Origin of the sequence: Pseudoxanthomonas sp. J31 (assembly GCF_000510725.1) — a bacterium.
GTDB lineage: Bacteria > Pseudomonadota > Gammaproteobacteria > Xanthomonadales > Xanthomonadaceae > Pseudoxanthomonas.
In genome coordinates, this window is sequence record NZ_AZNZ01000004.1 from 297,936 (window position 1) to 322,268 (window position 24,333).

Annotated in this window: 16 protein-coding genes and 1 pseudogene; 5 read left to right on the forward strand and 12 right to left on the reverse strand. The window is 71.9% G+C overall.

Going from position 1 to position 24,333, the window contains the following annotated elements; all coding sequences use genetic code 11:
- Nucleotides 1-143 precede the first annotated feature (143 nt).
- On the forward strand, nucleotides 144-2,555 hold the full coding sequence (locus PSEJ31_RS0108770) for a DEAD/DEAH box helicase (protein ID WP_028915246.1): 2,412 nt from the start codon (nucleotides 144-146) through the stop codon (nucleotides 2,553-2,555).
- A 101-nt stretch (nucleotides 2,556-2,656) separates the two neighbouring features.
- Nucleotides 2,657-3,436, forward strand: a pseudogene (locus tag PSEJ31_RS0108775) (ribonuclease H-like domain-containing protein); the annotation flags it as partial.
- 58 nt (nucleotides 3,437-3,494) lie between these two features.
- Here PSEJ31_RS0108775 and PSEJ31_RS15890 read toward each other — a convergent pair.
- The gene (locus tag PSEJ31_RS15890; protein WP_186828176.1) at nucleotides 3,495-3,938 is read right to left on the reverse strand and encodes a hypothetical protein; all 444 of its coding nucleotides are present in this window, start codon (nucleotides 3,936-3,938) and stop codon (nucleotides 3,495-3,497) included.
- Between PSEJ31_RS15890 and PSEJ31_RS15895 the strand changes: the two genes are divergently transcribed.
- Both PSEJ31_RS15895 and PSEJ31_RS15900 read left to right on the forward strand, forming a co-directional pair.
- Nucleotides 3,879-4,310 carry a hypothetical protein gene (locus PSEJ31_RS15895; protein WP_147209077.1) on the forward strand — a complete coding sequence of 144 codons (432 nt, stop codon included), beginning with the start codon at nucleotides 3,879-3,881 and terminating at the stop codon, nucleotides 4,308-4,310. The genes PSEJ31_RS15890 and PSEJ31_RS15895 overlap by 60 nt on opposite strands.
- Nucleotides 4,307-5,314, forward strand: a complete 1,008-nt coding sequence (locus PSEJ31_RS15900) for an aromatic ring-hydroxylating dioxygenase subunit alpha (protein WP_028915247.1) — start codon at nucleotides 4,307-4,309, stop codon at nucleotides 5,312-5,314. The genes PSEJ31_RS15895 and PSEJ31_RS15900 overlap by 4 nt, the downstream gene beginning before the upstream one ends.
- Before the next feature lie 10 nt (nucleotides 5,315-5,324).
- On the opposite strand, the gene PSEJ31_RS0108795 is transcribed toward PSEJ31_RS15900, so the two are convergent.
- The 10 genes from PSEJ31_RS0108795 to PSEJ31_RS0108840 form a co-directional block, all read right to left on the reverse strand.
- Complete coding sequence (locus PSEJ31_RS0108795) at nucleotides 5,325-6,638, reverse strand: gluconate:H+ symporter (protein WP_028915248.1); 1,314 nt, start codon at nucleotides 6,636-6,638, stop codon at nucleotides 5,325-5,327.
- Between the two features lie 75 nt (nucleotides 6,639-6,713).
- Nucleotides 6,714-8,720: a YjhG/YagF family D-xylonate dehydratase gene (locus PSEJ31_RS0108800; RefSeq protein ID WP_028915249.1), complete on the reverse strand. Its 2,007-nt coding sequence runs from the start codon at nucleotides 8,718-8,720 to the stop codon at nucleotides 6,714-6,716.
- 8 nt (nucleotides 8,721-8,728) lie between these two features.
- Nucleotides 8,729-10,327, reverse strand: coding sequence for an aldehyde dehydrogenase family protein (locus PSEJ31_RS0108805; RefSeq protein ID WP_019397920.1), 1,599 nt, complete (start codon nucleotides 10,325-10,327; stop codon nucleotides 8,729-8,731).
- Nucleotides 10,324-11,142: a fumarylacetoacetate hydrolase family protein gene (locus PSEJ31_RS0108810; protein WP_019397921.1), complete on the reverse strand. Its 819-nt coding sequence runs from the start codon at nucleotides 11,140-11,142 to the stop codon at nucleotides 10,324-10,326. The genes PSEJ31_RS0108805 and PSEJ31_RS0108810 overlap by 4 nt, the downstream gene beginning before the upstream one ends.
- Nucleotides 11,143-11,182: 40 nt before the next feature.
- Complete coding sequence (locus PSEJ31_RS0108815) at nucleotides 11,183-12,655, reverse strand: mannitol dehydrogenase family protein (protein WP_028915250.1); 1,473 nt, start codon at nucleotides 12,653-12,655, stop codon at nucleotides 11,183-11,185.
- 143 nt (nucleotides 12,656-12,798) lie between these two features.
- Nucleotides 12,799-15,540, reverse strand: a complete 2,742-nt coding sequence (locus PSEJ31_RS0108820; protein ID WP_028915251.1) for a glycoside hydrolase family 3 protein — start codon at nucleotides 15,538-15,540, stop codon at nucleotides 12,799-12,801.
- Nucleotides 15,541-15,581: 41 nt separating this feature from the next.
- Complete coding sequence (locus PSEJ31_RS0108825; RefSeq protein WP_019397605.1) at nucleotides 15,582-17,321, reverse strand: glycoside hydrolase family 43 protein; 1,740 nt, start codon at nucleotides 17,319-17,321, stop codon at nucleotides 15,582-15,584.
- Between the two features lie 28 nt (nucleotides 17,322-17,349).
- Nucleotides 17,350-18,606: a D-mannonate dehydratase ManD gene (manD, locus tag PSEJ31_RS0108830; protein ID WP_019397604.1), complete on the reverse strand. Its 1,257-nt coding sequence runs from the start codon at nucleotides 18,604-18,606 to the stop codon at nucleotides 17,350-17,352.
- Nucleotides 18,603-20,621 (reverse strand): sialate O-acetylesterase, encoded by a 2,019-nt coding sequence (locus PSEJ31_RS0108835; protein WP_028915252.1) that lies wholly within the window; start codon nucleotides 20,619-20,621, stop codon nucleotides 18,603-18,605. Before PSEJ31_RS0108835 ends, manD begins: the two co-directional genes overlap by 4 nt.
- A complete protein-coding gene (locus PSEJ31_RS0108840) occupies nucleotides 20,618-22,765 on the reverse strand; it encodes an alpha-glucuronidase family glycosyl hydrolase (RefSeq protein WP_051403705.1) in 2,148 nt (715 codons plus the stop codon). The genes PSEJ31_RS0108835 and PSEJ31_RS0108840 overlap by 4 nt, the downstream gene beginning before the upstream one ends.
- 160 nt (nucleotides 22,766-22,925) lie before the next feature.
- On the opposite strand from PSEJ31_RS0108840, the gene PSEJ31_RS0108845 reads away from it, so the two are divergent.
- Entirely contained in the window at nucleotides 22,926-23,987 is a 1,062-nt protein-coding gene (locus PSEJ31_RS0108845; RefSeq protein ID WP_019397601.1) for a LacI family DNA-binding transcriptional regulator, read from the forward strand.
- A gap of 26 nt (nucleotides 23,988-24,013) precedes the next feature.
- On the opposite strand, the gene PSEJ31_RS0108850 is transcribed toward PSEJ31_RS0108845, so the two are convergent.
- Nucleotides 24,014-24,333, reverse strand: a 320-nt coding sequence (locus PSEJ31_RS0108850; RefSeq protein WP_156924940.1) for an MFS transporter, incomplete at its 5' end; no start/stop codon positions are given.

Consider the following 24,333-nt stretch of genomic DNA (forward strand, 5'->3'; position numbering starts at 1 on the left):
TCCCCCCCTTGGGTCTACCCGCGGCCGATGGTGCCGCGGCCCGGCGGTGTGCGCCAGCCTGAAGCGGACAGGTCGGCCGCCGCCGCGTCGCACGGATTGAGACGGCAGCCGCGTACAACCCCGCGCTCCACGCTGGAGCCGCCATGCCCGAACTAGCCCCCCTGACCGCGTTCGACCGCCCCGCCCTGCCCGTGCCCGGACCCGACGGCGCCAGCTTCGCCCTGCGCCTGGCCGGCAAGTACCAGGGCCGGGTCACCGGCCACTTCGTCCAGCCCGGGCGCGAGGGCCGCTACGCACCGCTGCCGCGGGAGCTCCCGCCGCGCCTGGCCGCGGCCCTGCGTGCGCGCGGCGTCGAACAGCTCTATTCGCACCAGGCCGAGGCCTGGGAGGCGGTGGCCGGCGGCGGCCACGTGGTGCTGGCCACGCCGACCGCCTCGGGCAAGTCGTTGTGCTACACCCTGCCGGTGGTCAGCGCGGTGATGACGCGCAAGGCCAAGGCGCTGTACCTGTTCCCGACCAAGGCCCTGGCGCAGGACCAGGTGGCCGAGTTGCTGGAGCTCAACCGCGCCGGCGACCTGGGCCTGAAGCCGGCCACCTTCGACGGCGACACCCCGGGCGACCAGCGCCAGGCGATCCGCCTCAACGGCGACATCGTGGTCTCCAACCCGGACATGCTCCACCAGGGGATCCTGCCGCACCACACCAAGTGGGCGCAGTTCTTCGAGGGCCTGGAGTACGTGGTGATCGACGAGATCCACAGCTACCGCGGCGTGTTCGGCTCGCACCTGGCCAACGTGCTGCGGCGGCTGAAGCGCGTGTGCGCGTTCTACGGCACGAAGCCGCAGTTCATCCTGTGCTCGGCCACCATCGGCAACCCGAAGGAACACGCCGAGGCGCTGCTGGAGGACGAGGTCCATGCGATCACCGAATCCGGCGCGCCCAGCGGCGACCGCCACGTGCTGCTGTGGAACCCGCCGGTGGTCAACCCGGACCTGGGCCTGCGCGCCTCGGCGCGTTCGCAGTCCACCCGCATCGCGCGCGCCGCGCTCAAGGCCGGGCTCAAGACCCTGGTGTTCGCGCGTTCGCGGACCATGGTCGAGGTGCTGACCAAGTACCTGAAGGACGTGTTCGACAGCGATCCGCGCAAGCCGGCGCGGGTGCGCGCCTACCGCGGCGGCTACCTGCCCACCGAGCGGCGCGAGGCCGAGCAGGCCATGCGCGCCGGGCGCATCGATTGCATCGTCTCGACCTCGGCGCTGGAACTGGGCGTGGACATCGGCAGCCTGGACCTGGTGGTGCTCAACGGCTACCCGGGCTCGGTGGCCGCGACCTGGCAGCGCTTCGGCCGCGCCGGCCGTCGCCGGCAGGCCTCGCTGGGGGTGATGGTGGCCAGCTCCGACCCGCTGGACCAGTACATGGTGCGGCATCCGGAATTCTTCTCCGCCGCGCCGCCGGAGCACGCCCGCATCGCCCCCGACCAGCCGGTGATCCTGCTCGACCACATCCGCTGCGCCGCGTTCGAGCTGCCGTTCCTGCAGGGCGAGCGCTTCGGCAGCGTGGAGCCGGAGGTGTACCTGCAGCTGCTGGCCGAGGACGGCGTGGTGCATCCGGAAGGCGGGCGCTGGGAGTGGATCGCCGACAGCTACCCGGCCAACGCGGTGAGCCTGCGCTCGGTGGCCGACGGCAACTTCGTGGTGGTCGACCGCACCGATGGCCGCCAGGTGATCATCGCCGAGGTCGATTTCAGCTCCGCGCCGCTGATGCTCTACGAGGGCGCGATCCACATGGTGCAGTCGGTGCCCTACCAGGTGGAGCGGCTGGACTGGGAGGGCCGCAAGGCCTACGTCACCCGCACCCACGTCGACTACTACACCGATGCGATCGACTACACCAGGCTCAAGGTGCTGGAGCGCTTCGACGGCGTGATTGCCGGCGCCGGCACCTGCCACCACGGCGAGGTGCACGTGGTGAGGCGCGTGTCCGGCTACAAGAAGATCCGCTACTACACCCACGAGAACATCGGCTATGGCCCGGTGAACCTGCCGGACCAGGAGCTGCACACCTCGGCGCTGTGGTGGCAGCTGCCACAGGCCGAGCTGGAGGCGCGCTTCGCCAGCCGCCAGGACGCGCTGGACGGCTTCCTCGGCGCCGGCTACGCCCTGCACGTGGTCGCCAAGGTCGCGGTGATGGCCGAATCGGCCGACCTGCAGAAGGCGGTCGGCAGCGGCGACGGCGCCTGGTTCGCCAGCGGCGACGGCCGCGGCCGCGGCCAGCTGCGTGCACTGGACGGCAGCATGGTCGATCCCGACCGCCACGACAGCTTCGTGCCCACCGTCTACCTCTACGACAACTACCCCGGCGGCATGGGCCAGAGCGAGCCGCTGTGGAAGCGCCAGCGCGAACTGGTGGTGCGCGCACGCGAACTGGTCGAACGCTGCGACTGCCGTGCCGGCTGCCCGGCCTGCGTCGGCCCGGTGCTGGCCGCGCAGGAGGACGAGGAGACCACGCCCAAGGCGCTGGCGCTGCGCGTGCTCGGCGCGCTGGAGGCGGCATGAGCCTGTCGCTGGCGAAACTGCAGCAGCTCAAGTGCCAGGCCGGAGCCAGCACGCCGCGCCGGGCGACGCCCCCGGCCACGCCCGGCGCGGCGGCCAGCCCCGACCTGGACCAGCTGCGCAGCCTGCTGCGGGTACGCGCGCGGCCGCAGGCCACGCCGGCCAGTGGCGACCGCCAGCTGCCCGGCGAGCAGATCGCGCCAGGCCTGTACCTGGTCGAGGAACGGTTGCACGACGAGCCGCTGCCGCAGGCCTTCGACGGCCGCTTCGACCGCGGCGAGCCGATAGATCCGGCGGACCTGCTGTTCTTCGATACCGAGACCACCGGCCTGGCCGGCGGCACCGGCACGCGCGCCTTCATGGTCGGCGCGGCGGACTGGCACCACGGCCAGCTGCGCATCCGCCAGCTGACCATCGCCAGCACGTCCGCCGAGGCCGCGATGCTGGACGTGCTGGCCGGCTGGGTCGGCCCGCGCACGGTGCTGTGCAGCTACAACGGCAAGTGCTACGACGCGCCGCTGCTGGCCACCCGCTACCGCCTGGCGCGACGCGCGCACCCGTTCGCCGGGCTGCGCCACGTCGACCTGCTCTACCCCACCCGCCGCCGCTACCGCGGCGTGTACGAGAACTGCCGGCTGGCGACGATCGAACGCCAGGTACTGAAGGTGGTGCGCGAGGACGACCTGCCCGGCTCGGAGGCGCCCGCCGCCTGGCTGGGCTACCTGCGCGGCGGCGGCGCCGGGCTGCTGCGGCGGGTGCTGGCGCACAACCGCCAGGACGTGATCTCCCTGTCGCGGCTGCTGCGGCACCTGTCGGCGGCCGGGGCGGAGCAGGCCGCCGCGGGGCTGCCGGGCGAAGCCATGCTGCCGGCGCCAGTCGCCTGAGGAGCCGGCGCGCGCGGCCGTGGCAGGCATGCGCACCGGCCGCGCGCGGGGCGGGAGCTCAGCGCCGGATCCGGGTGAACTCCGAGTACTCCCACTTGCGCAGGGCCAGCACCGCGCTGCAGCCGTTGCGCGCCGCCAGCGGCAGCTGCGAATCGTGGCGGGCGAGGGTGTCGAACTCGCGCGCCAGCTTCTCCATCTCCGCGGCGATGTAGCGCATGGAGCCGTCGGACAGCATGCCGGCAAGGAAGTGGAAGCCGTCCTCCGGCTCCGCGAACGGCGCGGCGAAGAACTCCGGCAGGATCCGCTCCAGGAAGAAGCCGTGCACCGGGCCGTTGCGCCTCCAGGTGAAGTTGCGCGCGGTCAGCTTGCGGATCCGGTGCGGCGGCCGGTAGTCGATGATCTTCAGCGCGTCCAGGCGCAGCAGCAGCGAGACCAGCTCTACGTGGGCAAGTACTCGCGCTTCAACCCGGTGTACGGCGAAGGCTTCCTGCGCGCCTGGCACCGCGCCGGCCTGCTGCACTTCCACGGCCACCGCGACGGGGAAGGCCGGCTGCAGGCGATCGCCGGGGTGTTCGGCCACGGCCGCGTGGTGACCACGCCGATACTGGGCTACGACACCGGCCTGCCGCGGGAACTGGGCCTCTACCGCCTGGCCGCGATCAACGTCTACCGGCATGCCGCCGCGCGCGGGCTGGAGGTCAACCTCAGTGCCGGTGCAGCCGGGTTCAAGCGCCTGCGCGGCGGGCGCCCGGCGATCGAGTACAGCGCGGTCTACGCCCGCCACCTGCCGGCGCGCGCGCAGCGCGCCCTGGACCTGCTCTCGGCCGCCAGCTGCCGGCTCGGTGCGCCCCTGTTGCGGAGATTCGCACTTTGACCTGGCATCCGGACCTGTACCGCCACTGGTATGCGGTGGCACGCACCGGCGAGGTGGGCGAGCGGCCGCTGGCCGTGACCCTGCTCGACACCCATATCGCCCTGGCCCGCGCCGGCGACGGCTGGATCGCACTGGAGGACCGCTGCCCGCACCGGCACGTGCCGCTGTCGGCCGGCTGCGTCGCCGATGGCCAGCTGCGCTGTCCGTACCACGGCTGGTCGTTCGACCGCGAAGGCAGGTTGCGCCACCTGCCCGGCCTGCCCGCGCACGCCCCGCTGCCTGGCGTGAAGGTACGCAGCTTCCCGGTGGTCGAATGCGACGGCTTCCTGTGGCTGCGCCCTGGCACGGAAGGCGAGCCTGCGCCGCCGGAGCTGGTCCGCGGCACGGACCCGGCCACGCGCCGCTTCCAGTGGCGCACCACCTGGAAAGCGCACGTGCTCGATGCCATGGAGAACTTCCTGGATCCGATGCACACCCACTTCGTCCATCCCGGCCTGGTCCGGGTGGAAAGCCGGAGGGTGGCGGCACGGGCCCGTTTCCAGGCCACCAGCGAAGGCTTCACCGTCGACTACCGCGGCACGCCGAAGCAGTCCGGGCTGCTTTACCGGCTGTTCGAGTCCGAGCGCACGATGGAGCGCGCATGGTTCGCCGCCCCCGGCAGCGCGCGCCTGGAGTACCGCTACGCCAACGGCAGCCGGATCCTGTTCGACCTGCACTTCAGCCCGCGCGACGCCGGATCGACCGAAGTGTTCGTGGGACTGCACGTGGAAGGCCGGCGTGCCCCGGCCTGGGCGATCCGGCTGCTGGCCTGGCCACTGCTGAAGAAGGTCAACGACCAGGACGTGCGCATGCTGGAACTGCAGGCGGGGAACCTGGCCCGCTTTGGCCGCCGGCGCGGGGCCTCGACCCCGATCGACGTGGTCCGTCCGGCGCTGGATCGGTTCTGGAGCGAGGGCCGCCTGCCCGCGCCCGGCGAATGCTTCGAGGTGGAGATGATGCTGTAGCCGGCGCGGGCTACAGCGCCAGGTCCAGCAGCAGCACGCCGGCCAGGCCAACCACGGAGATGGTGGATTCCATCACCGTCCACGAGCGGAAAGTCTGGGCCATGGACAGGCCGAAGAACTCCTTGAACATCCAGAAGGCCGAGTCGTTGACGTGGGAGCCGAACACGCTGCCGGCGCCCACCGCCAGCACCATCAGTTCCGGCGACACGCCGGTGCTCTCCACCAGCGGACCCACCACGCCGGTGGCGGTGATCACCGCCACGGTCGAGGAGCCGATCATCACCCGCAGCAGCGCGGTGGCCAGCCAGGCGAACAGCAGCGGTGGCATCTGCCACTGCCCGGCCAGGGCGGCGATGGTCGCGCCCACCCCGCTGTCGACCAGCACCTGCTTGAACACGCCGCCGGCGGTGATGATCAGCAGGATCACGGCGATGCCGCCGATGGCGGCATTGAGCCAGCGCGTCTGCGTCTCCAGGCCCACGCCGCGGCGATGGCCCAGGAACCAGAACGCCAGGAGGGTCGACAGCAGCAGGGCCACGGTCGGGTTTCCAAGGAACAGCAGCGCGGTGCGCACCAGGCCTTCCGGCAGCAGGCCGTCGGCAACCACCGAGACGCTGATCAGCAGCACCGGCGACAGCGCGATCAGGAACGAGCATGGCGCGCCCGGCAGCTCGCCGCGCGCACCATCTTCCGGACCGTTGAACAGGTCCGGCAGCGGCGGGTTGATGGATTTCAGCCGGCGCGAAAGCCAGGGACCGGCGATCACTACCGCCGGCACGGCCATCACCAGGCCGTACAGCAGGGTGCGGCCCATGTCCGCGCCGAAGGCATTCACCAGCACCACCGGTCCCGGATGTGGCGGCAGGAAGCAGTGGGTGGTGCTCAGCGAGGCCACGGTGGGGATGGCCAGCAGCAGGATCGGCAGGCCGGTGCGTCGCGCCAGCGAGAAGACCAGCGGCACCAGGATGATGAAGCCGGCATTGAAGTACAGCGGGATGCCGACCAGGAAGCCGGTCAGCAGCAGCGCCCACTGGATGTTGCGCTCGCCGAAGGCGCCGATCAGGGTGGTGGCGATCTTTTCCGCCGCGCCGCTTTCCTCCAGCACCTTGCCCAGGATCGCGCCGAGCACGATCACCAGCGCCAGCCCGGCCAGCGTGCTGCCGACGCCGGCATCGATGGTCCTGACCAGGTCCTGCGGCGCGATGCCCAGGGCCAGGCCCATCGGGATCGCCACCACCAGCAGCGACAGGAACGGGCTCAGCTTGCGCGCGGTGAGCAGGATCTGCAGCGCGATGGCGGCGGCGATGATGAGGAACGTGGCCATCCAGCAACTCCCCGGGAGTGAGTAGTACGACGTCCGGCCATGGCCGGCGCGATCGGTTCGTGCGGGCGCGCGGGATCAGCCCTCCGTTGCCGCGCGGCGCTGCGCCAGCGCCTCGCGGCCGGCGCGCAGGGTCTCGACGATGGCGTCCACGTCGTAGACGCAACCGCCCCAGGTCCCGCCGCTGGCTTCCTGCAGCGCGGCCCATAGCCGGGTGTCGGCCGGCAGCTTCGGATGCGGGGCGATGGCCGGATGCACCGGGCGCGAGGCCAGCACCTTCGCGCCTTCCTCCGGCGACAGCGCGTTCGCCTGGTCGGTGCCGATGAAGTCGATGCTCCCCTGCAGCGTGTTGCGGTCGATCACGATCCGCACCAGGTCGCCATCGCGCAGCCGGCCGATCGGTCCGCCGGCCAGCGCCTCCGGCCCAACATGGCCGATGCAGGCGCCGGTGGAAACGCCGGAGAAACGCGCATCGGTCAGCACCGGCACGTGCTTGCCCCAGGGCAGGTACTTGAGCGCGGAGGTGAGCTGGTAGGTCTCCTCCATCCCGGTACCCGCCGGACCGCAGCCGGCCAGCACGACGACGTCACCGGCCACCACCGCGCCCTCGCCCCTGGCCTTGATCGCGGCGATGGCCTCGTGCTCGCTGGCGAACACCCGCGCCCTGCCGGTGTGGCGGTAGACGTTGTCCGCGTCGACCACGGAAGGATCGATCGAGGTGGCCTTGATCACCGAGCCATCCGGCGCGAGGTTGCCGACCGGGAACACCAGTGCAGATGTCAACCCGGCGGCGCGGGCCGCATCCGGGCCCATGATCACGTTGCCGGGATCGACGCCATCCAGCTCGCGCAGCCGCTGCCGCGCGATGCGGCGTGCCTGGCTGTGCTCCCACCATTCCAGGTTCTCGCCGACCGTGCGGCCGCTGACCGTGGGGATGTCCAGGTGCAGCAGTCCCATGTCGCGCAGGTGCAGCATCACCTCGGGCACGCCGCCGGCCATGAACACCTGCACCGTGGGATGGTGGCGCGGGCCGTTGGGCAGCGCGTCGACCAGGCGCGGCGTGGCGCGATTGGCCGCGGTCCAGTCGGCCACCGTGGGTGCGGCAAGTCCGGCGGCACGCGCGATCGCCGGCACGTGCAGCAGCAGGTTGGTGGAACCACCGAACGCGGCATGCACGACCAGCGCGTTCTCCACCGCCTTGCGGGTGAGGATGGCCGACAGCGGCGTGCCGGCCTGGGCCAGCCGCACCAGGGCCAGCGCCGAGCGTCGCGCCATGTCCAGCCATACCGGCTCGCCGGAAGGCGCCAGCGCGCTGTGTGGCAGGGCCATGCCCAGCGCCTCGGCGATCACCTGCGAGGTCGCGGCGGTACCGAGGAACTGGCAGCCGCCACCCGGCGAGCCGCAGGCGCGGCAGCCCATGGCCGCGGCGTGTTCCAGGTCGATCAGCCCATGGGCATAGCGCGCGCCGATGGTCTGCACCTTGGCCGTGTCCTCGGCCCCGCGCGCCGGCAGGGTCACGCCGCCGGGCACGATCACGCCGGGCAGGTCGCCGCAGCCGGCCAGGGCCAGCATCATTGCCGGCAGGCCCTTGTCGCAGGTGGCGATGCCCAGCACGCCGCGACGCGTGGGCAGCGAGCGCACCAGGCGGCGCATGGTCATCGCCGCGTCATTGCGGTACGGCAGGCTGTCGAACATGCCGGTCGTGCCCTGGGTGCGGCCGTCGCACGGATCCGAGCACATCACCGAGAACGGCAGGCCGCCGTTGGCCGCGAACGTCTCCGCGGCCGCGCGCACCAGGCGGTCGATCTCCCAGTGGCCGGTATGCAGGCCGAGCGCGACCGGCTGGCCGTCCCCGGCACGCAGGCCACCCTGGGTGCTGACGATCAGGTACGGATCGCGCGCGATCTCGCTGGCGCGCCAGCCCATGCCGGCATTCTGGGTCATGCCGAACAGGTGCCCGCTGGGCGCCTGGCGCAGCATCGCGTCGTCGATCGGCAGGCGCCCGGGCGGACCCTCGCCGGAGGTACGGGTTTCCGCCAGGGCGGTTCCGTCGCCGAGGATCGCGTCGAGGGCATCAGCCTGCATCGTTCACCTCATGCGTCGGCGGTGGTCCACTTGCCGTCCACCAGGCGCCACAGGGTGCCGGTGGGATTGGCATCGCGCAGCGCCGGCGGCAGCCGGTGCGGGCGCACGTTGTCGTAGCTGTGCAACGCGGAGAAGCGCAGCAGCGAGGCCGGGATGCCGACCGCGGTGAACGCCGGGTGGCCGGTGGCCGGATACGGGCCGCCGTGGTTCTGCGCCGGCGACACCGCCACGCCGGTGGGCATGCGGTCGTTGATCAGGCGGCCGACGCGGGTGCGCAGCACCGGCGCGATCACGTCGTACTGCGCATCGTCCGAGCCGGCGGTGTCGCTGTAGATGGTACCGGTCAGGTTGCCCTCCAGCGCATGCGCGACCTGCAGCATCTGCTCTTCCGACTCGGCCAGCACCAGCAGGCAAACCTGGCCGAAGGCCTCGTTCTGCAGCTCGTGCGGCGCCTCGAGGAAGCGCTTGCCGGATACCCGCAGCAGGGTCGGCTGGAAGGCGTAGCCGGCCGCTTCCTCGGCGATGCCGCCGCCGGCCAGCAGTTCGGCGCCGGCGGCGCGCAGCGCGGCCACCGCCTCGGCCACGGCTTCCGGCGCGCGCGGGGTCAGCAGCACGCCGGCCGGCGTGGCCGCGGTCAGCCGCTGCAGTTCCTGGACGAAGGCGTCGGTGTGCTCGCCCGGCGGCAGCACGGCGATGCCCGGGCGGGTGCAGAACTGGCCGGCACCCATGGCGCAGGAGCTGGCCAGTTCGGCGGCGATCGCCGCACCGCGCTCGCGCAGGGCGCCGGCGAGGATGAACACCGGGTTGACCGAGGACATCTCCAGGTAGGCCGGCTTGCCCGCGGCATCGGCCGCGGCCTTGATCGCCATGCCCGCCGGGCGGCTGCCGGTGAAGGCAATGGCCGCGGTGCGCGGGTCGGTGACCAGGCGCAGGCCCAGCTCGTTGGAGGTGTGGAAGAACATCTGCACCGTGCCCGAGGGCAGGCCGCTGGCCTGCACCGCCTCGGCCGCGGCCTGGGCCAGCAGCAGCGAGGTATGCGGATGCGCCGGATGCGCCTTGGCGATCACCGGGTTGCCCGCGGCAATGGCCGCGGCGAAGTCGCCGCCGGACACGCCGTTGAACGCGAACGGGAAGTTGTTGGGGCCGAACACCACCACCGGGCCGCCGAGCGGGGCATGCATGGAGCGCAGGTTGTTGGCGGTGTCGATGGTTGGCCGCGCCCAGCTGCCGTCGCGCGCGGCCTGCGCGGCCTGGCGCAGCTGGCCGGTGGTGCGCGGCAGCTCGGCCTTGCGCAGGCGCGGCTCCACCGGCAGGCCGGTCTCGCGGTGCGCGGACTCGATCAGCGCCTCGGCGCGCGCCTCGATCCCGGCGGCGAAAGCCTCCAGGAACTGGGCGATGCGCTCGCCGGGCAGGCGCGCCAGTTCGGCCGCGGCGCGCTTGCCGGCTTCGAGCATGGCGTCGAGGTCTTCCCAGCCGGAGACGGGGAAGTCGTGGCTGTCGATCTCAAGCTTCTGCGAGGGGTCGAAGGCACGGAAGCTGCCGGTGGGCGCGTTGGCCGCGACCCAGCGGCCGTCGAGCAGGATGGGTTGCAGGTTGGACTTGCTCATTGCACGGGGTTCTCCAGGACCAGGCCGTCGATCTCGATGCGTACCACGTCGCCGGACTGCAGGGTGAAGGATTCGTCCGGCACGATGCCGGTGCCGGTGAACAGGAAGGCGCCGAACGGGAAGGACAGTTCGCGGAACAGGTAGCCGGCCAGCTCGTCCAGGCCGCGCTTGATCTGCGAGGTGCGGGTCTGGCCGGAGAAGGCGACCGCGCCGCCGCGCAGGATCTGCAGGCCGATCGCCAGGTCGGTCATGGCCGCGGCCGGGCACAGGCGGAGCGCCGGGCCGATCGCGCAGGAACCGTCGTAGACCTTGGCCTGCGGCAGGTACAGCGGGTTCTCGCCCTCGATGCTGCGCGAGGACACGTCGTTGCCCACGCTGTAGCCGCGGATCGCGCCGTCCGCGTCGAGCAGCAGCACCAGTTCCGGCTCGGGCACGTTCCAGTGGCTGTCGCCGCGCACCCGGATCGGCTGGCCATGGCCGACGGTACGCCAGCCGGCGGCCTTGAAGAACAGTTCCGGACGCGGCGCGGCGTAGACCTTCTGGTACACGTCCGCGCTTTGCGACTCGGCCTCGCGCGCCATGCGGCTGCTGAGGTAGGTGACGCCGCTGGCCCAGGCTTCCTGGGCATCCTCGATCGGCGCCAGCAGCGGGCCGTCGGCGGCTTCGCCGGTGGCGGCATCGTGCAGCGCCGCCTGCGCCGCCGGCGCCGGCAACGCCAGCCAGGCGGCGAGGCTGAAGCCCGCGGGCAGGTAGCGGCCGTCCAGGGCCCAGCGGGGGCCGTCGGCGGTGGCGTGGCGGGTAAGGCTTGCGGTCATGGGCACTCCACTGTTCGACGGTTGGGGGGAGCGGATCCGGCTAGGCTGCCGCCAGCGCCAGGCGCACCGCTTCCGGCGTGGCCGGATCGAGCGCGGCGTAGGCCTCGCCCAGCACGGCGGCGAAACGCGCGTCGCCCGCCAGCGTACCGAACACGCCGTCCAGCGCGAGGAACGCGTTCACGTCCCGGGCAACATCGCCCGTGCATGCCTTGCCGATCTGCGCCAGCGTCTCCGCCAGCGGATCGACGATCGCCACATCGCGGGCCGCCTGGCGGCGCACGAACTGCAGCCAGCCGGCCACCGGCAGGCACAGGCGGTCGATCGGCCGGCCGGCGGCCAGCGCATCGGCGATGGTGCCCAGCAGGCGCACCGGGATCTTCTGCGAGCCGTCCCAGGCGATCTGCGCCAGCAGGTGGCGGATGGCCGGGTTGCGGAAGCGCGCGAGGATGGCGCCAACATAGGCCTCCGGATCGAAGCCCTCCGGCCGCTGCAGCGAAGGCACGATGTCCTGGCGCATCAGCCGCTCGACGAAGCCCGCCAGCACCGGATCGCGCATGGCCTCGGCCACGCTTTCCAGCTCCATCAGCGAACCGAGGTAGGCCAGCGCCGAATGCGGGGCGTTGAGCAGGCGCAGCTTGGCGCGGTCGTAGCCGGCGATGTCGCCGCTCATCACCACGCCGGCGCGTTCCAGCGGCGGGCGGCCGTTGCGGAAATCGTCCTCCACCACCCACTGCGTGTACGGCTCGCGCTGCACCGGCCAGGCGTCGGCCACGCCCAGCGCGGACTGCACCTGCGCGCGCACACCGTCGTCGGTGGCCGGGGTGATGCTGTCGACCATCGAGCGCGGGAAGGCGACCTCGCGTGCGATCCACTCCGCCAGCTCCGCATCGACGCGACCGGCGTAATCGAACACCGCGCGGCGCAGGCGGCCGCCGTTGTCGGCCAGGTTGTCGCAGCTGAGCACGGTATAGGCCGGCAGGCCGCGCGCGCGGCGCAGGCGCAGGCCCTCGACCAGCCAGCCGATGGCGGACACGGGCGCCTGCGGGTTGGCGAGGTCGTGGGCGATGTCCGGATGCGCGGCATCCACGCCGTCGGCGGACAGGCAATAGCCCTTCTCGGTGATGGTCAGGGTCACCAGGCGCACGTCGGGATCGGCCAGGCGCGCGGCCACCGCCTCGCGCTGCTGCGGCGCGCACAACACCTCGCGGATCGAACCGACCACCCGCAGCGCCGGCTGTTCGCCCAGCAACACCAGGGTGTACAGGCCGTCCTGCGGCGCCAGCGCATCGCGCACGCTGGCGCTGTGCAACGACACCGCGCTGATCGCCCACGCCGGATCCAAGGCCAGCAGGTCGTCCAGATACACCGCCTGGTGGGCGCGATGGAAGGCGCCGGGACCGAAGTGGACGATGCCGATGCGGGTGGCGGCGCGGTCGTAGGCGGGGACGGCGATGCCGGCCGGGAGCCGCGCTAGCGCGGCGCTGGAAAGGCGTGGGGTGTGGGTGGAACTCATCTGCTTGCCGGTGGGGAGGGGAACGCGCATGGCCGGGCCATGCGCGGGGAAAGGGGGGCGGCGGGGCCGGTCCCGGCAGGGAAGCCGGCCCGGCCGCCTGGCGCCCGCCGCCAGCGGAGAGAACAGGCGGCGGGCACGAGCCATCAGCGCGCGACCACCTCCAGCGGCGCGCGCATGCGGATGTCGGCGCTGGAGGCACCGACCTGCACTTCGTAGCGGCCCGGGTCGACCACGTAACGGCCGGCGGCCTCGTCGTACACGCGCAGGTCGCGCTCGGGCACGATGCTGAAGCTGACCGTGCGCGACTCGCCCGGCTGCAGGTGCACGCGCTGGAAGCCACGCAGCTCCTTCAGCGCGCGCTCGCGCCGCGGCTGCAGCGGCGCCAGGTACAGCTGCACCACCTCGTCGCCGGCGCGCTTGCCCTCGTTCTTCACTGTGACGCTGACCGCGACCTCGTCGGTCGCGCTAGCACGCTTGCGATCCAGCTTCAGCGCCGAATAGCCGAAGCGCGTGTAGGACAGGCCATGGCCGAACGGGAACAGCGGCTTGCCGGTGAAGTAACGGTAGGTGCGGCCCTTCATCGAGTAGTCGTCGAACGGCGGCAGCTGCTCGTCGGCGCTGTAGAAGGTCACCGGCAGGCGCCCGGCCGGGTTGTAGTCGCCGAACAGCACGTCGGCCACGGCGTTGCCTCCGCGCTGGCCCGGGTACCAGGCCAGCAGGATCGCCGGCAGGTTCTGCTTGGCCCAGTCGATGCCCAGGGCCGAGCCGGTGGTCAGCACCGCCACCACCGGCTTGCCGGTGGCGTGCAGCGCCTCCAGCAGCTTCTGCTGGGTCGAAGGCAGGCGGATGTCGGTGCGGTCGCCGCCGGCAAAGCCCGGGTAGTCGACCTTCATCTCCTCGCCTTCCACGTCGCCGGTCAGGCCGCCGACGAACACCACCGCGTCGGCGCTGCGCGCCGCCTCCAGCGCCTGCTCGAACGGCGGCTGCGCGCCGGGGCGCTCCCAGGCCAGCCGCACCGCGGCGTCGCGCTCGTTCTCGTAGTACTCCAGGCGGATGTCGTAGGCGCGACCGCCTTCCAGGTCCAGGCTCACGCTGTCGGCGCGCAGGCGCTCGGCGTCCTCCCAGTGGTCCAGCACCAGCTTGCCGTCCAGGTACAGGCGCATGCCGTCGTTGGCCGCGGCCTCGATCCGGTAGCGGCCGCTCACCGGTGGCAGCAGCTGCCCGCTCCAGCGGATGCTGAAGCCGTCGTTGGGCACGGCGTTGTCCGGGCCGGCCTCGCCTCGGGCCATCAGGTTGTCGGTGGGCGAGCCGCGGTCCCAGCGGAACGCGATCTGCGGGTCCACGCGCACCAGCACCGGCTGCCCGGACAGGTCCTTGTTGCGGAAGTACTCGCCGCGCAGGCCGCGCTCGTTGGAGCCCGGCGCCGGGCGCAGGTACTGCGGCTCGATCAGCGGGGTCGCCGCCGGGTCGTCGCGGCCTTCGACCAGGTCCACGCCGCGCGCGTACACCACCTCCACGCCCGGCACCGCCTCCTGGATGCCGCGCAGGATGGTCACCGGGTCGGCCGGGGTGCCGTAGTAGTTGCCCAGCAGGGCCATGGTGTCGTCGGCGGTGGGGCCGACCACGGCCAGGCGGCGGATGTCCTTCGGCAGCGGCAGGATGCCGTCGTTCTTCAGCAGCACCAGCGATTCCTGTGCCATCTTCCGCGCCAGCGCATCATGCTTGCCCGATTGGTTCACCGAGTACGGGATCTGCGCCCAGCGCACCTGCTCCGGCGGGTCGAACATGCCCAGCTGCATGCGCGCCACGAACAGCCGGGTCAGGGCGTCGTCCAGTTCGGCCTCGCTGATCAGGCCCTTGCGCACCGCCACCGGCAGGTTCTGGGCGTAGGTGCTGCCGCAGTTCAGTTCGGTGCCGTTCTTCACCGCCAGCGCGGCCGCTTCCTCGGGCGTCTCCACGATCCTGTGGTTCTTCCAGATGTCCACGATCGCCCAGCAGTCGGACATCACGTAGCCGTCGAAACCCCACTGCTGGCGCAGCAGGTCGCGCAGCAGGAAGCGGCTGGCGCTGGCCGACTCGCCGTAGACGCGGTTGTAGGCGCCCATCACCGCGTAAACGTCGGCTTCCTTCACCAGGGCCTCGAACGCCGGCAGGTAGGTGTCGTACAGGTCCTGCCTGGTCGGATGCACGTCGAAGGTGTGCCGGTCGGCCTCCGGGCCGCTGTGCACGGCGAAGTGCTTGGCGGTGGCGTCGAGCTTGCGGTACTTCGGATCCAGCGGCTGCCCGGTCTCCGGGTCCATGCCCTGCAGGCCGCGCACGAAGGACACGCCCATGCGCGCGGTCAGGAACGGATCCTCGCCGTAGGTCTCCTGGCCGCGGCCCCAGCGCGGGTCGCGGAAGATGTTGATGTTGGGCGACCAGAAGGTCAGGCCCTGGTAGCGGCCGCGCTCGCCCTTACGCAGGAACTCGTGGTGCTTGGCGCGGGCCTCGTCGCTGATCGCCGCCGCCACCTGGTCCATCAGCGGCACGTCGAAGCTCGCCGCCATGCCGATGGCCTGCGGGAACACGGTGGCCCCGCCGGCGCGGGCGACGCCGTGCAGGGCCTCGTTCCACCAGTCGTACTGCGGCACGCCCAGGCGCTCGATCGCCGGGGCGTCGTTCTGCATCTGCGCGGCCTTTTCCTCCAGCGTCATCCGCGAGACCAGCGCGGCGGCGCGCTCCTCGAAGCCCAGCGAGGTGTCCAGCCACGGCCGCGCCTCGTCGGGCTGGGCCTGGACGCCGGGCAGCGCCGCCAGCAGGGCGAGCGCGCAGCCGCGGGCAAGCATGCGGCGGCGCAGGCGGCCGCGGGCGGGGGCGTAGCGGGCGGTTGCGTTGTTGGCGTCCATGACTCGCTCCTCTCAGGTTCGGGGATGGGTGCTACGGGGCCTCAGCGCGCGGTTTCCAGGCGCGCGTGCGGGCCCAGGGTGGCGCCGATGAAGCCACCGGCCACGTCGGTGCTGAGGATGGTGCCGTCGGCATCGCGCACCAGCCACTGCACGCCGCGGCCGTCGCCGGCATCGAAGCCGAAGCCGTAGCGGCCCTCGTTGCCCTCGATGTGCAGGGTCAGCAGTTCCGTTTCCACGGACGCCGGCTGGCGCGCCACCACCTCGACCCCGCCGCCGGCCTTCTTCTCCAGGAACACCTCCGCGCCCTGGCCGCCGCGGCGCACGCCAAGGAAGTACCAGTGGTCGTCGCCCTGGAACGCGGCCAGGCCGGCGGCCACGCCCGGCGCCGGCAGCTCAAGCGCGGTGCTGGCCTCGAACACCAGGTGCTGCTGGCGGCGGGCGTAGAAGGCCATGTTGGTCTTGGCGTCCAGGCGTTCGGGCAGCGGGTGGATGGCCAGCCAGCCCGGGCGCGAGCTGCCGTCGTACCACTGCGTCTTCGGCACCCGCGGGGTCATCCAGCCCTTGCCCAGCCCGACCGTGTCGAACTCGTCGCGCCAGGTGAAATTGCCGCTCATCGGCGCCTGGTCGGCCGGCTTCTTCATGAATGACGGCCCCGGCAGCACGTACGGGATTTCCTTGTTCGGCTCCAGGATCCGCGGCCAGCCGTCCTTCCACTGCACCGGCAGCAGGAACGCCTCGCGTCCGGTGTTGTAGTGGTCGCGGCCGTAGTTGCGGCTGGCCAGGAAGGTGGCCCACCAGCTGCCGTCCGGGCCCTGGACCAGGTCGGCGTGGCCGGCGTTGGTGACCGGCAGCGGACGCTCCGGATCGAGCTCGCGCTGGGTCAGGATCGGGTTGCCCGGGTACGGCTGGTACGGGCCCCACACGTCGCGGCTGCGCAGCACCACCTGCGAGTGCTGCGGGCCGGTGCCGCCCTCGGCGCAGCTGAGGTAGTACCAGCCGTCGACCTTGTAGATGTGCGGCCCCTCGATCCAGATCGGGTTCTCCTCCGGCTTCACCCCACCGTCGATCAGCACCTTGCGCGGGCCGAACGGCTTGCCGCTGGCGATGTCGATCTCCTGCAGCCAGATCGCGCGGTGGCCGTCGTAGCGCGCCGGGCCTTCCGGCTCGTCGTTGTTGAGGATGTAGACCTTGCCGTCGTCATCGAAGAACAGCGACGGGTCGATGCCGCCGATGGTCGGCAGCCACACCGGGTCCGACCACGGGCCGGCCGGGTCCTTGGCGGTGACGAAGAAGTTGCCGCCGGCGTCCACCGAGGTATTGACCACGTAGAAGGTGCCGTCGTGGTACTCGATCGCCGGGGCGAACACGCCGCGCGACATGCCCAGGCCGTCGAAGTCCAGCTGGCCGGGGCGGTGGATCGCGTTGCCGACCTGCTTCCAGTGCACCAGGTCCTCGCTCTCGAACACCGGGATGCCGGGGAAGAAGGCGAAGGTCGAGGCCACCAGGTAGAACTTGCCGTTGGCCGCGGTGATGCTGGGATCGGAGTGGAAGCCGGCCAGCACCGGGTTGCGGAAGCTGCCCTCCGGGAGCGGCGCCTCGAACGCAGCGTCGCGGCCGGTGTACTCGAACCAGTCGAAGTACGCCGGTGCCGCTTCCGCCGCCCGGGCGCCGGCCTCCGGTCCGGCCTGGCGCCCGCCGCAGGCGGACAGCGCCAGCGCGGCCACGGCCGCGGCGATCAGGCGGAGGGGGGTGCCGGGACGGCCGGCGCTGCGCTTGCTCATGGTCTGCTCCCTTTTTGTCCTGTGTGCCTTACCAGTCCCACATCGAGCCGTCTTCCAGGCGCGCGATCGGCAGCTGCTTGGGCGAATACGGGTACTTCGCCGCCAGCTTCTCGTCGATGTCCACGCCGATGCCCGGGGTGTCGCCCACGTACAGGCGGCCGTTGCGCAGCACGTAGTCGTGCGGGAACACCGCGTCGGTCTCGTCGGTGTGGAACATGTACTCCTGGATGCCGAAGTTCGGAACCCAGGTGTCGAAGTGCAGGGCCGCGCCCATGGTCACCGGCGACAGGTCGGTGGCGCCGTGGAAGCCGGTGCGCACCTGGTGCAGCGCGGCGAAGTCGGCCAGGCGGCGGATGTGGGTGATGCCGCCGCCGTGGACGATGGTGGTGCGGATGTAGTCGATCAGCTGGTTCTCGATCAGGTGCTTGCAGTCCCAGATCGAGTTGAACACCTCGCCCACCGCCAGCGGGGTGACCGAGTGCTTGCGGATCAGCTCGAACGACTTCTGGTTCTCGGCCGGGGTGGAATCCTCCAGCCAGAACAGGCGGTAGGGCTCGAGCGACTTGGCCAGGCGCGCGGCCTCGATCGGGGTCAGGCGGTGGTGCACGTCGTGCAGCAGTTCCACGTCCGGGCCGTGGTCGCGGCGCAGCTGCTCGAACAGCCTGGGTGCCACTTCCAGGTAGCGCGGGGTGTTCCACACGGTCTCGGCCGGCAGCTCGCTCTCGGCCGGCTCGTAGGCGCGGCCGGAGGACACGCCGTAGGCCTTCTTCACGCCCGGCACGCCGCACTGCGCGCGCACCGCGAGGAAGCCCTGCTCGATGAAGCGGCCCACCGCGTCGGAGGCCTCGGCGATGTCGCGGCCGTTGGCATGGCCGTACACCAGCGCGCCCTCGCGCGAACGCCCGCCCAGCAGCTGGTACAGCGGCAACCCGGCCATCTTGCCGAGGATGTCCCACAGCGCCACGTCGACCGCGGCGATCGCGCTCATCGTGACCGGGCCGCGGCGCCAGTACGCGCCGCGGTACAGGAACTGCCACATGTCCTCGATGCGCCCGGCGTCGCGGCCGATCAGGTTGGGCACCACGTGGTCCTGCAGGTACGAGGCCACGGCCAGCTCGCGGCCGTTGAGGGTGGCGTCGCCCAGGCCGTACACGCCCGAGCGGGTGGTGACCTTCAGGGTGACGAAGTTGCGTCCCGGGCAGGTGACGATGACCTTGGCATCGACGATCTCGCGGTCGTTCTTCGAGCCGTGGGTGGTGGTTTCGGTGGGGATCTGGCTGCTCATCGTGCGTGGTCGTCGTAGGGCATGGGGGAAACGGCGATTTCGAAGGGACCGGCCGGCAGGCCGGGACCGCCGCCGTCGCGGTCGTAGAGGGTGCATACCGGGCTGTCGGCCCAGCAGTAGCGCACGCGCGTGGCCTCGTGCGCACGGGGGGCGCGCAGGGTCACGCGGTTGTTCCACAGCTCGGCGCTGGCCCAGCGGCAGGAGCCGGGTCCGCTGCCGCAGACCTCGAAGCCGATCGGGCCTTCGGCACCGTACGCGGCCAGCTTGCCGCTGACCTGGGCGAAGGACACCACGATGGCGTCGCCGTTGCGGCTGGCGGACTCCGGCACCGGGCCGGCCGGCGCCAGCTTCTCGCCGTAGGCCAGATGGCGCATGGCGCGGGCCAGGCGGCGGCCGAGCTCCTGCTTGTTGGTGGGGTGGATGTCGTAGCGGTCGCCGATGTCGATGGTGACCACCAGGCCGGTGCCCGGGTCCTCGTCCGCCACCTGCTTCTGCGCCTGGCGCATGTTCGCCCAGTCGCTCTCGCCCGGAGCGGTCGGCGGGGTGCCGAAGTTGGGCAGCTGCACGATCATCAGCGGCAGCTTCGCGCCGAACTGGCGGCGCCAGTCGCTGCGCAGGGCGCGCAGCAGGTCGGCGTAGATGGCGTGCTCGAAGGTGTTGGACTCGCCCTGGTACCACAGCGCGCCACGCAGGCCATAGCCGCCCAGCGGGGCGATCATGCCGTTGTACAGCGTGGACAGGCCGGCGGCGCTCTGCCACGGTGCGCGCGGCGGCGTGCCCAGCTCCGGCGGGACCACGCGGTACTGCCAGCCGCCGGCCAGCGGCACCCGGGTGCCGTCGGCCAGCACCAGCGCGTGTGCCTCGGCCGGGCCGGCCAGGCCGCCGTCGCGGTACGTGTCCAGCACGTTGACCACCACGGTGTTGGTGCCGGCCTGCAGCAGTCCCGGCGGCAGGCGGTACTCGCGGCCGCCGCCGGCGCCGTAGGTGCTGCCGACGGCGCGGCCGTTGACCCAGGTGGTGTCGATCTCGTCGGCCGGGCCCAGTGCCAGCACCGCGTCCTGCGCGGCCTGTTCGGCGCTCAGCTCCACCGTGGTGCGGTACCAGACCATGCCGTCGAAGGCTTCCAGTTCCGGTACGCCCCACTTCTCCCAGGCGCCGAGCTGGGCAGGCGCCGGGCGCCACTGCCCGGCCGGCGTGCCCGGCGCCCATGGGCGGTCGTCGGCGGCCACGCCCGGGCGGCCCGACCACCAGCCCTGCCACAGCTCGCCCCAGGCCCCGACCGCCTCCATCGGATCGCGCGCGTAACGCTCCAGCACGTCCAGTTCGGCGTCGTAGCGGCCGAGGGTGCGCAGCTGCCGTGCGCTGGTCCAGGCCTGGATGCGCGAGCCGCCCCAGGCGGCGTTGACCAGGCCCATGGGCACGTCTACGGTCTTCTGCAGCTCGCGGGCGAAGAAGTAGCAGGCCGCGGAGAAGTCGCGCACGGAATCCGGATCCACCGGCTTCCACGCCACCGGCTCGCTGAACCCGCGCTGCGGTTCCACCTGCGCCACCTGCGGCACGGTCAGCAGGCGGATGCGGTCGTTGCCGGCGCCGGCGATCTCGGCGCGCGCGTCCAGCGAGCGCCACACCTGCAGCTCCATGTTCGACTGCCCCGAGCACAGCCACACGTCGCCGACCATCACGTCCGACACCACCTGGCGGGCCTGGCCGGCCTGGGCGGTGAGCACGTACGGGCCGCCGGCCTTGAGCGCCGGCAGGCTCGCTTCCCAGTGACCATCGGCGCCGGCGCGCACGCGCGCGCGCTTGCCGGCGATCTCCACCTTCACCTGCTCGCCGGGCTCGGCGCGGCCCCACACCCGCAGCGGCTGGTCGCGCTGCAGCACGGCGTGGTCCTGGAACAGCGAATGCAGCAGCGGGGCGGCCGGCGCGGTGGTGTCCTGGGCCTGGGCCTGGGCCAGCGGCGCCAGGGCCAGGCCCAGCGCGGCGGCCAGATGGATCAGCTTGGTTGGGCTCACTTGCCGTCTCCGGGTGCGTACGGGAACTGCAGGGACTTGTAGTACTCCAGGTCGTGCGGCGGCGGCGCCGCGCCTTCCGGCAGCGGGCGCTGCGAGAAGGTCTGGAAGTAGGCGATGCTGGCGTCGCGCCACCACTTTGCTTCCTTTTCCTGGATGCCGAGGAACACCGCGACCTGGTGGTGGCGCTCGGTATCGACCTTGCCCTCCAGCGCGGCCCAGGTACGGCGCATGCCGCGCACGTAGTCCACGCCGCGGTCGTAGCGCAGCACCAGCTCGTCCCACAGGCTGCGGCCGGAGGCCATGCCGTGGTCCCAGGGCACGTGGTGGAACCACAGCAGGAACTCTTCCGGCACGGTGTCGAGGTTGCCGAACTGCGCTGCCACCGGCGGCGCGTACTGGCCCACGGCGTTGCTGCCGCTGGCGGTGCGGTCGAAGCCGATGCCGCGCGCGTCGGCGCGGTGGTAGTAGACCGAGGTCCAGTCCGCGCGCGGACCGCCCTCGACCCACGGACCCGGGCCGTAGTGGTGGCCGCGGCCCATCAGGTGGTGCAGGCCCAGCGGGGTCATGTAGTCGACCACCGCCTGGTGCGAGCCCATCATCATCGACACCACCGGCTCGACCACGGCCGGGTCGGTGGAGAAGGTCATGCGCGCCCAGTCGCGGGCGATGTCCTCGGCGCCGGCGTGCGGGTCCCAGGCCATGCGCCCGAACACGTACCAGTTGGCCTGGTCGAAGTGCGAGCCGCTCCAGTTGCGGTCCACGCCGATGTTGGCCACGCCGGCCATGCCGGTCAGCGCGTGCCCCTCCAGCGAGCCGTCCACGATCTTCGCCACGGTCGAACCGGGGCCGCGCGCATGGGTATCGGCGCGCAGCGCTTCCTCGTACAGCGGGCCCAGGTACACCAGGTGGGTGGCGAAGCCCAGGTACTCCTTGGTGATCTGGAACTCCATCATCAGCGGCGTCCTGGGCATGGCGCCGAACAGCGGATGGAACGGCTCGCGCGGCTGGAAGTCGATCGCGCCGTTCTTCACCTGCACCAGTACGTTGTCGGCGAACCGCCCGTCGTGCGGCACGAACTCGTTGTAGGCCTGCTTGTGGCGGTCGTCAGGTTCCTCGTGCGAGTACACGAACGCGCGCCACATCACGATGCCGCCGTGCGGGGCCAGGGCCTCGGCCAGCATGTTGGCGCCGTCGGCATGGCTGCGGCCGTAGTCCTGCGGGCCGGGCTGGCCCTCGGAATTGGCCTTGACCAGGAAGCCGCCGAAGTCGGGGATGGTGCGGTAGATCTCGTCGGCCTTGTCCTTCCACCACTGGCGCACGGCCGGATCCAGCGGATCGGCGGTCGCAAGGCCGCCGATCTCGATCGGCGCGCTGAAGCGGGCGCTGAGGTAGACCTTGATGCCGTACGGGCGGAACACCGAGGCCAGGGCCGCCGCCTTCTCCAGGTACATCGGTGTCAATGCGAGCGCGCTGGTATTGACGTTGTTGAGCACCGTGCCGTTGATGCCGACCGAGGCATTGGCGCGGGCGTAGTCGGTGTAGCGCGGGTCCAGCCAGTCCGGCAGCTTGTGCCAGTCCCAGATCGATTCGCCGGCATAGCCGCGCTCGACGTAGCGGTCCAGGTTGTCCCAGTGGTTGAGCACGCGCACCTTCACCTTCGGCGCCTCGCGCAGGTCCAGCCCGGCCAGCGGCTGCCCGGTCTGCACCAGGCGCAGCAGGTGGAAACTGCCGTACAGCGCGCCCATGTCGGTGTTGGCCGCCACCACCGTGGCCGCGCGCCCGTCGATGCGGGTGCTGCGGATCAGGTAGCCCTCCTCGCCCAGGCCTTCCAGTTCGCCCTGGAGCGCCGCCAGCTGTGGCAGCGAGGCCGGGGTGCCGACCACGATCGCGCCGTCGCGCCGGGCCTGCGCGGCCAGCGCCGGCGCGCGCCCGAGCAGGCCGGACAGGCCGCGCACCAGTTCGTCACGGGCGGCGCGCTGGGTCGCGGTGTCCGCCGGGGCCACCAGCTGCGTGCCCTGGTCGCGGTACTGCTTGAGCACCGGCGCCGGCAGTGGCCGGTAGCGCAGCCACAGGTCATAGCCGTCCTCGGCCGCGGCCGGCAGCGCCAGCAGCCAGGTCAGCAGCAGCGCCAGTAGCCCCAGCAGGCCGGGACGCGCGGGATGTTTTGCAGACGCGGATCGTGCTATCGATATCACTCTTCTACTTCCGGTTGTCGCGGGCCATGGCCCGTGCCCGCACCCGGGCCGGGCGCGGGCGGGAACCACAGAGCGCGGCAGGGCCGCAGTCCATGGGGAGGGAACGCCATTGGCCACCAGCAGCAAGTCCGCACGCCGCAAGGGACGCGCGGTAACCATCCACGAGGTGGCCGCGGCGGCCGAGGTCTCGCCGATGACCGTGTCGCGGGTGATCAACGGCAACGCCAACGTGCGCCCGGAGACCCGCGAGCAGGTGATGCGCGCGGTGCGCGAACTGGGCTACACGCCGAACCTGGCGGCGCGCTCGCTGGCCGCGGCGCAGGGCACGCGGATCGCGCTGATCTACACCAACCCGTCCGGCGCCTACCTCAGCGAGCTGCTGGTCGGCGCCCTGCGCGGCGCCGCGCGTACCGCGGTGCAGCTGGTGGTCGACAGCTGGGACGGCCTCAACGCCGAGGCCGAGCGCGCCGCCGCCCGCACCCTGGCGCGCAGCGTCGCCGGCGTGCTGCTGCCGCCGCCGCTGTGCGAATCCAAGGCCGTGGTCTCGGAACTGGTCGGCGCCGACGTGCCGGTGGTGGCGCTGGCCTCGGCGCGCTTCGGCGACGACGTCTCGCACGTGCGCATCGACGATTTCCGCGCCAGCCGCGAGATCACCGAGTACCTGCTGGGCCTGGGCCATACCCGGATCGGCTTCATCAAGGGCCATCCCAACCAGACCGCCAGCGCGCGGCGCTTCGAGGGTTTCCAGGCGGCGCTGGCCGCGGCCGGCATCAGCCTGGACGCCGGCATGGTCCAGCAAGGCTACTTCACCTACCGCTCCGGGCTGGAGGCGGCGGAGAAGCTGCTGGCGCGCAAGAAGCCGCCGACCGCGATCTTCGCCAGCAACGACGACATGGCCGCCGCCGTGGTCTCGGTCGCGCACCGCCGCGGCCTGGACGTGCCACGCGACCTGTCGGTGGTCGGCTACGACGACACCTCCGCCGCCACCACGGTATGGCCGGAGCTGAGCACCGTGCGCCAGCCCATCGCCTCGATGGCCGACTCGGCCATGGACATCCTGGTGCGCGCGATCAGCCGCCGCGAGAAGGACGTGCACATGGTCGTCGACCACGTGGTCGCCCACGAGCTGGTCCGGCGGGACTCGGTGGCCCCGCCGGCAACCCGGGACTGACAGGCGGCCGGCGCCCATCGGCCCGCTCATCCCTGCATCTGCTCCAGTTCGCGGCCTCGGGTCTCGCGCACGAACCGCAGCACGAAGAACACCGACAGGAACGCCGCCGCCGCGTACAACCCGTAGGCCGCCGCCAGGCCGATGCCCGCCAGNAGCATCGGGAACGTCCAGGTGATCACGAAGTTCGCCACCCATTGCGCCAGGCCCGCCACCGCCAGGCCCGAGCCGCGGATCTGGTTGGGGAACATCTCGCCCAGCATCACCCACATCACCGGGCCCCACGAGGCGTTGAAGAACACCACGTAGGCGTTGGCCGCCACCAGCGCCACCACGCCCATCTGCCCCG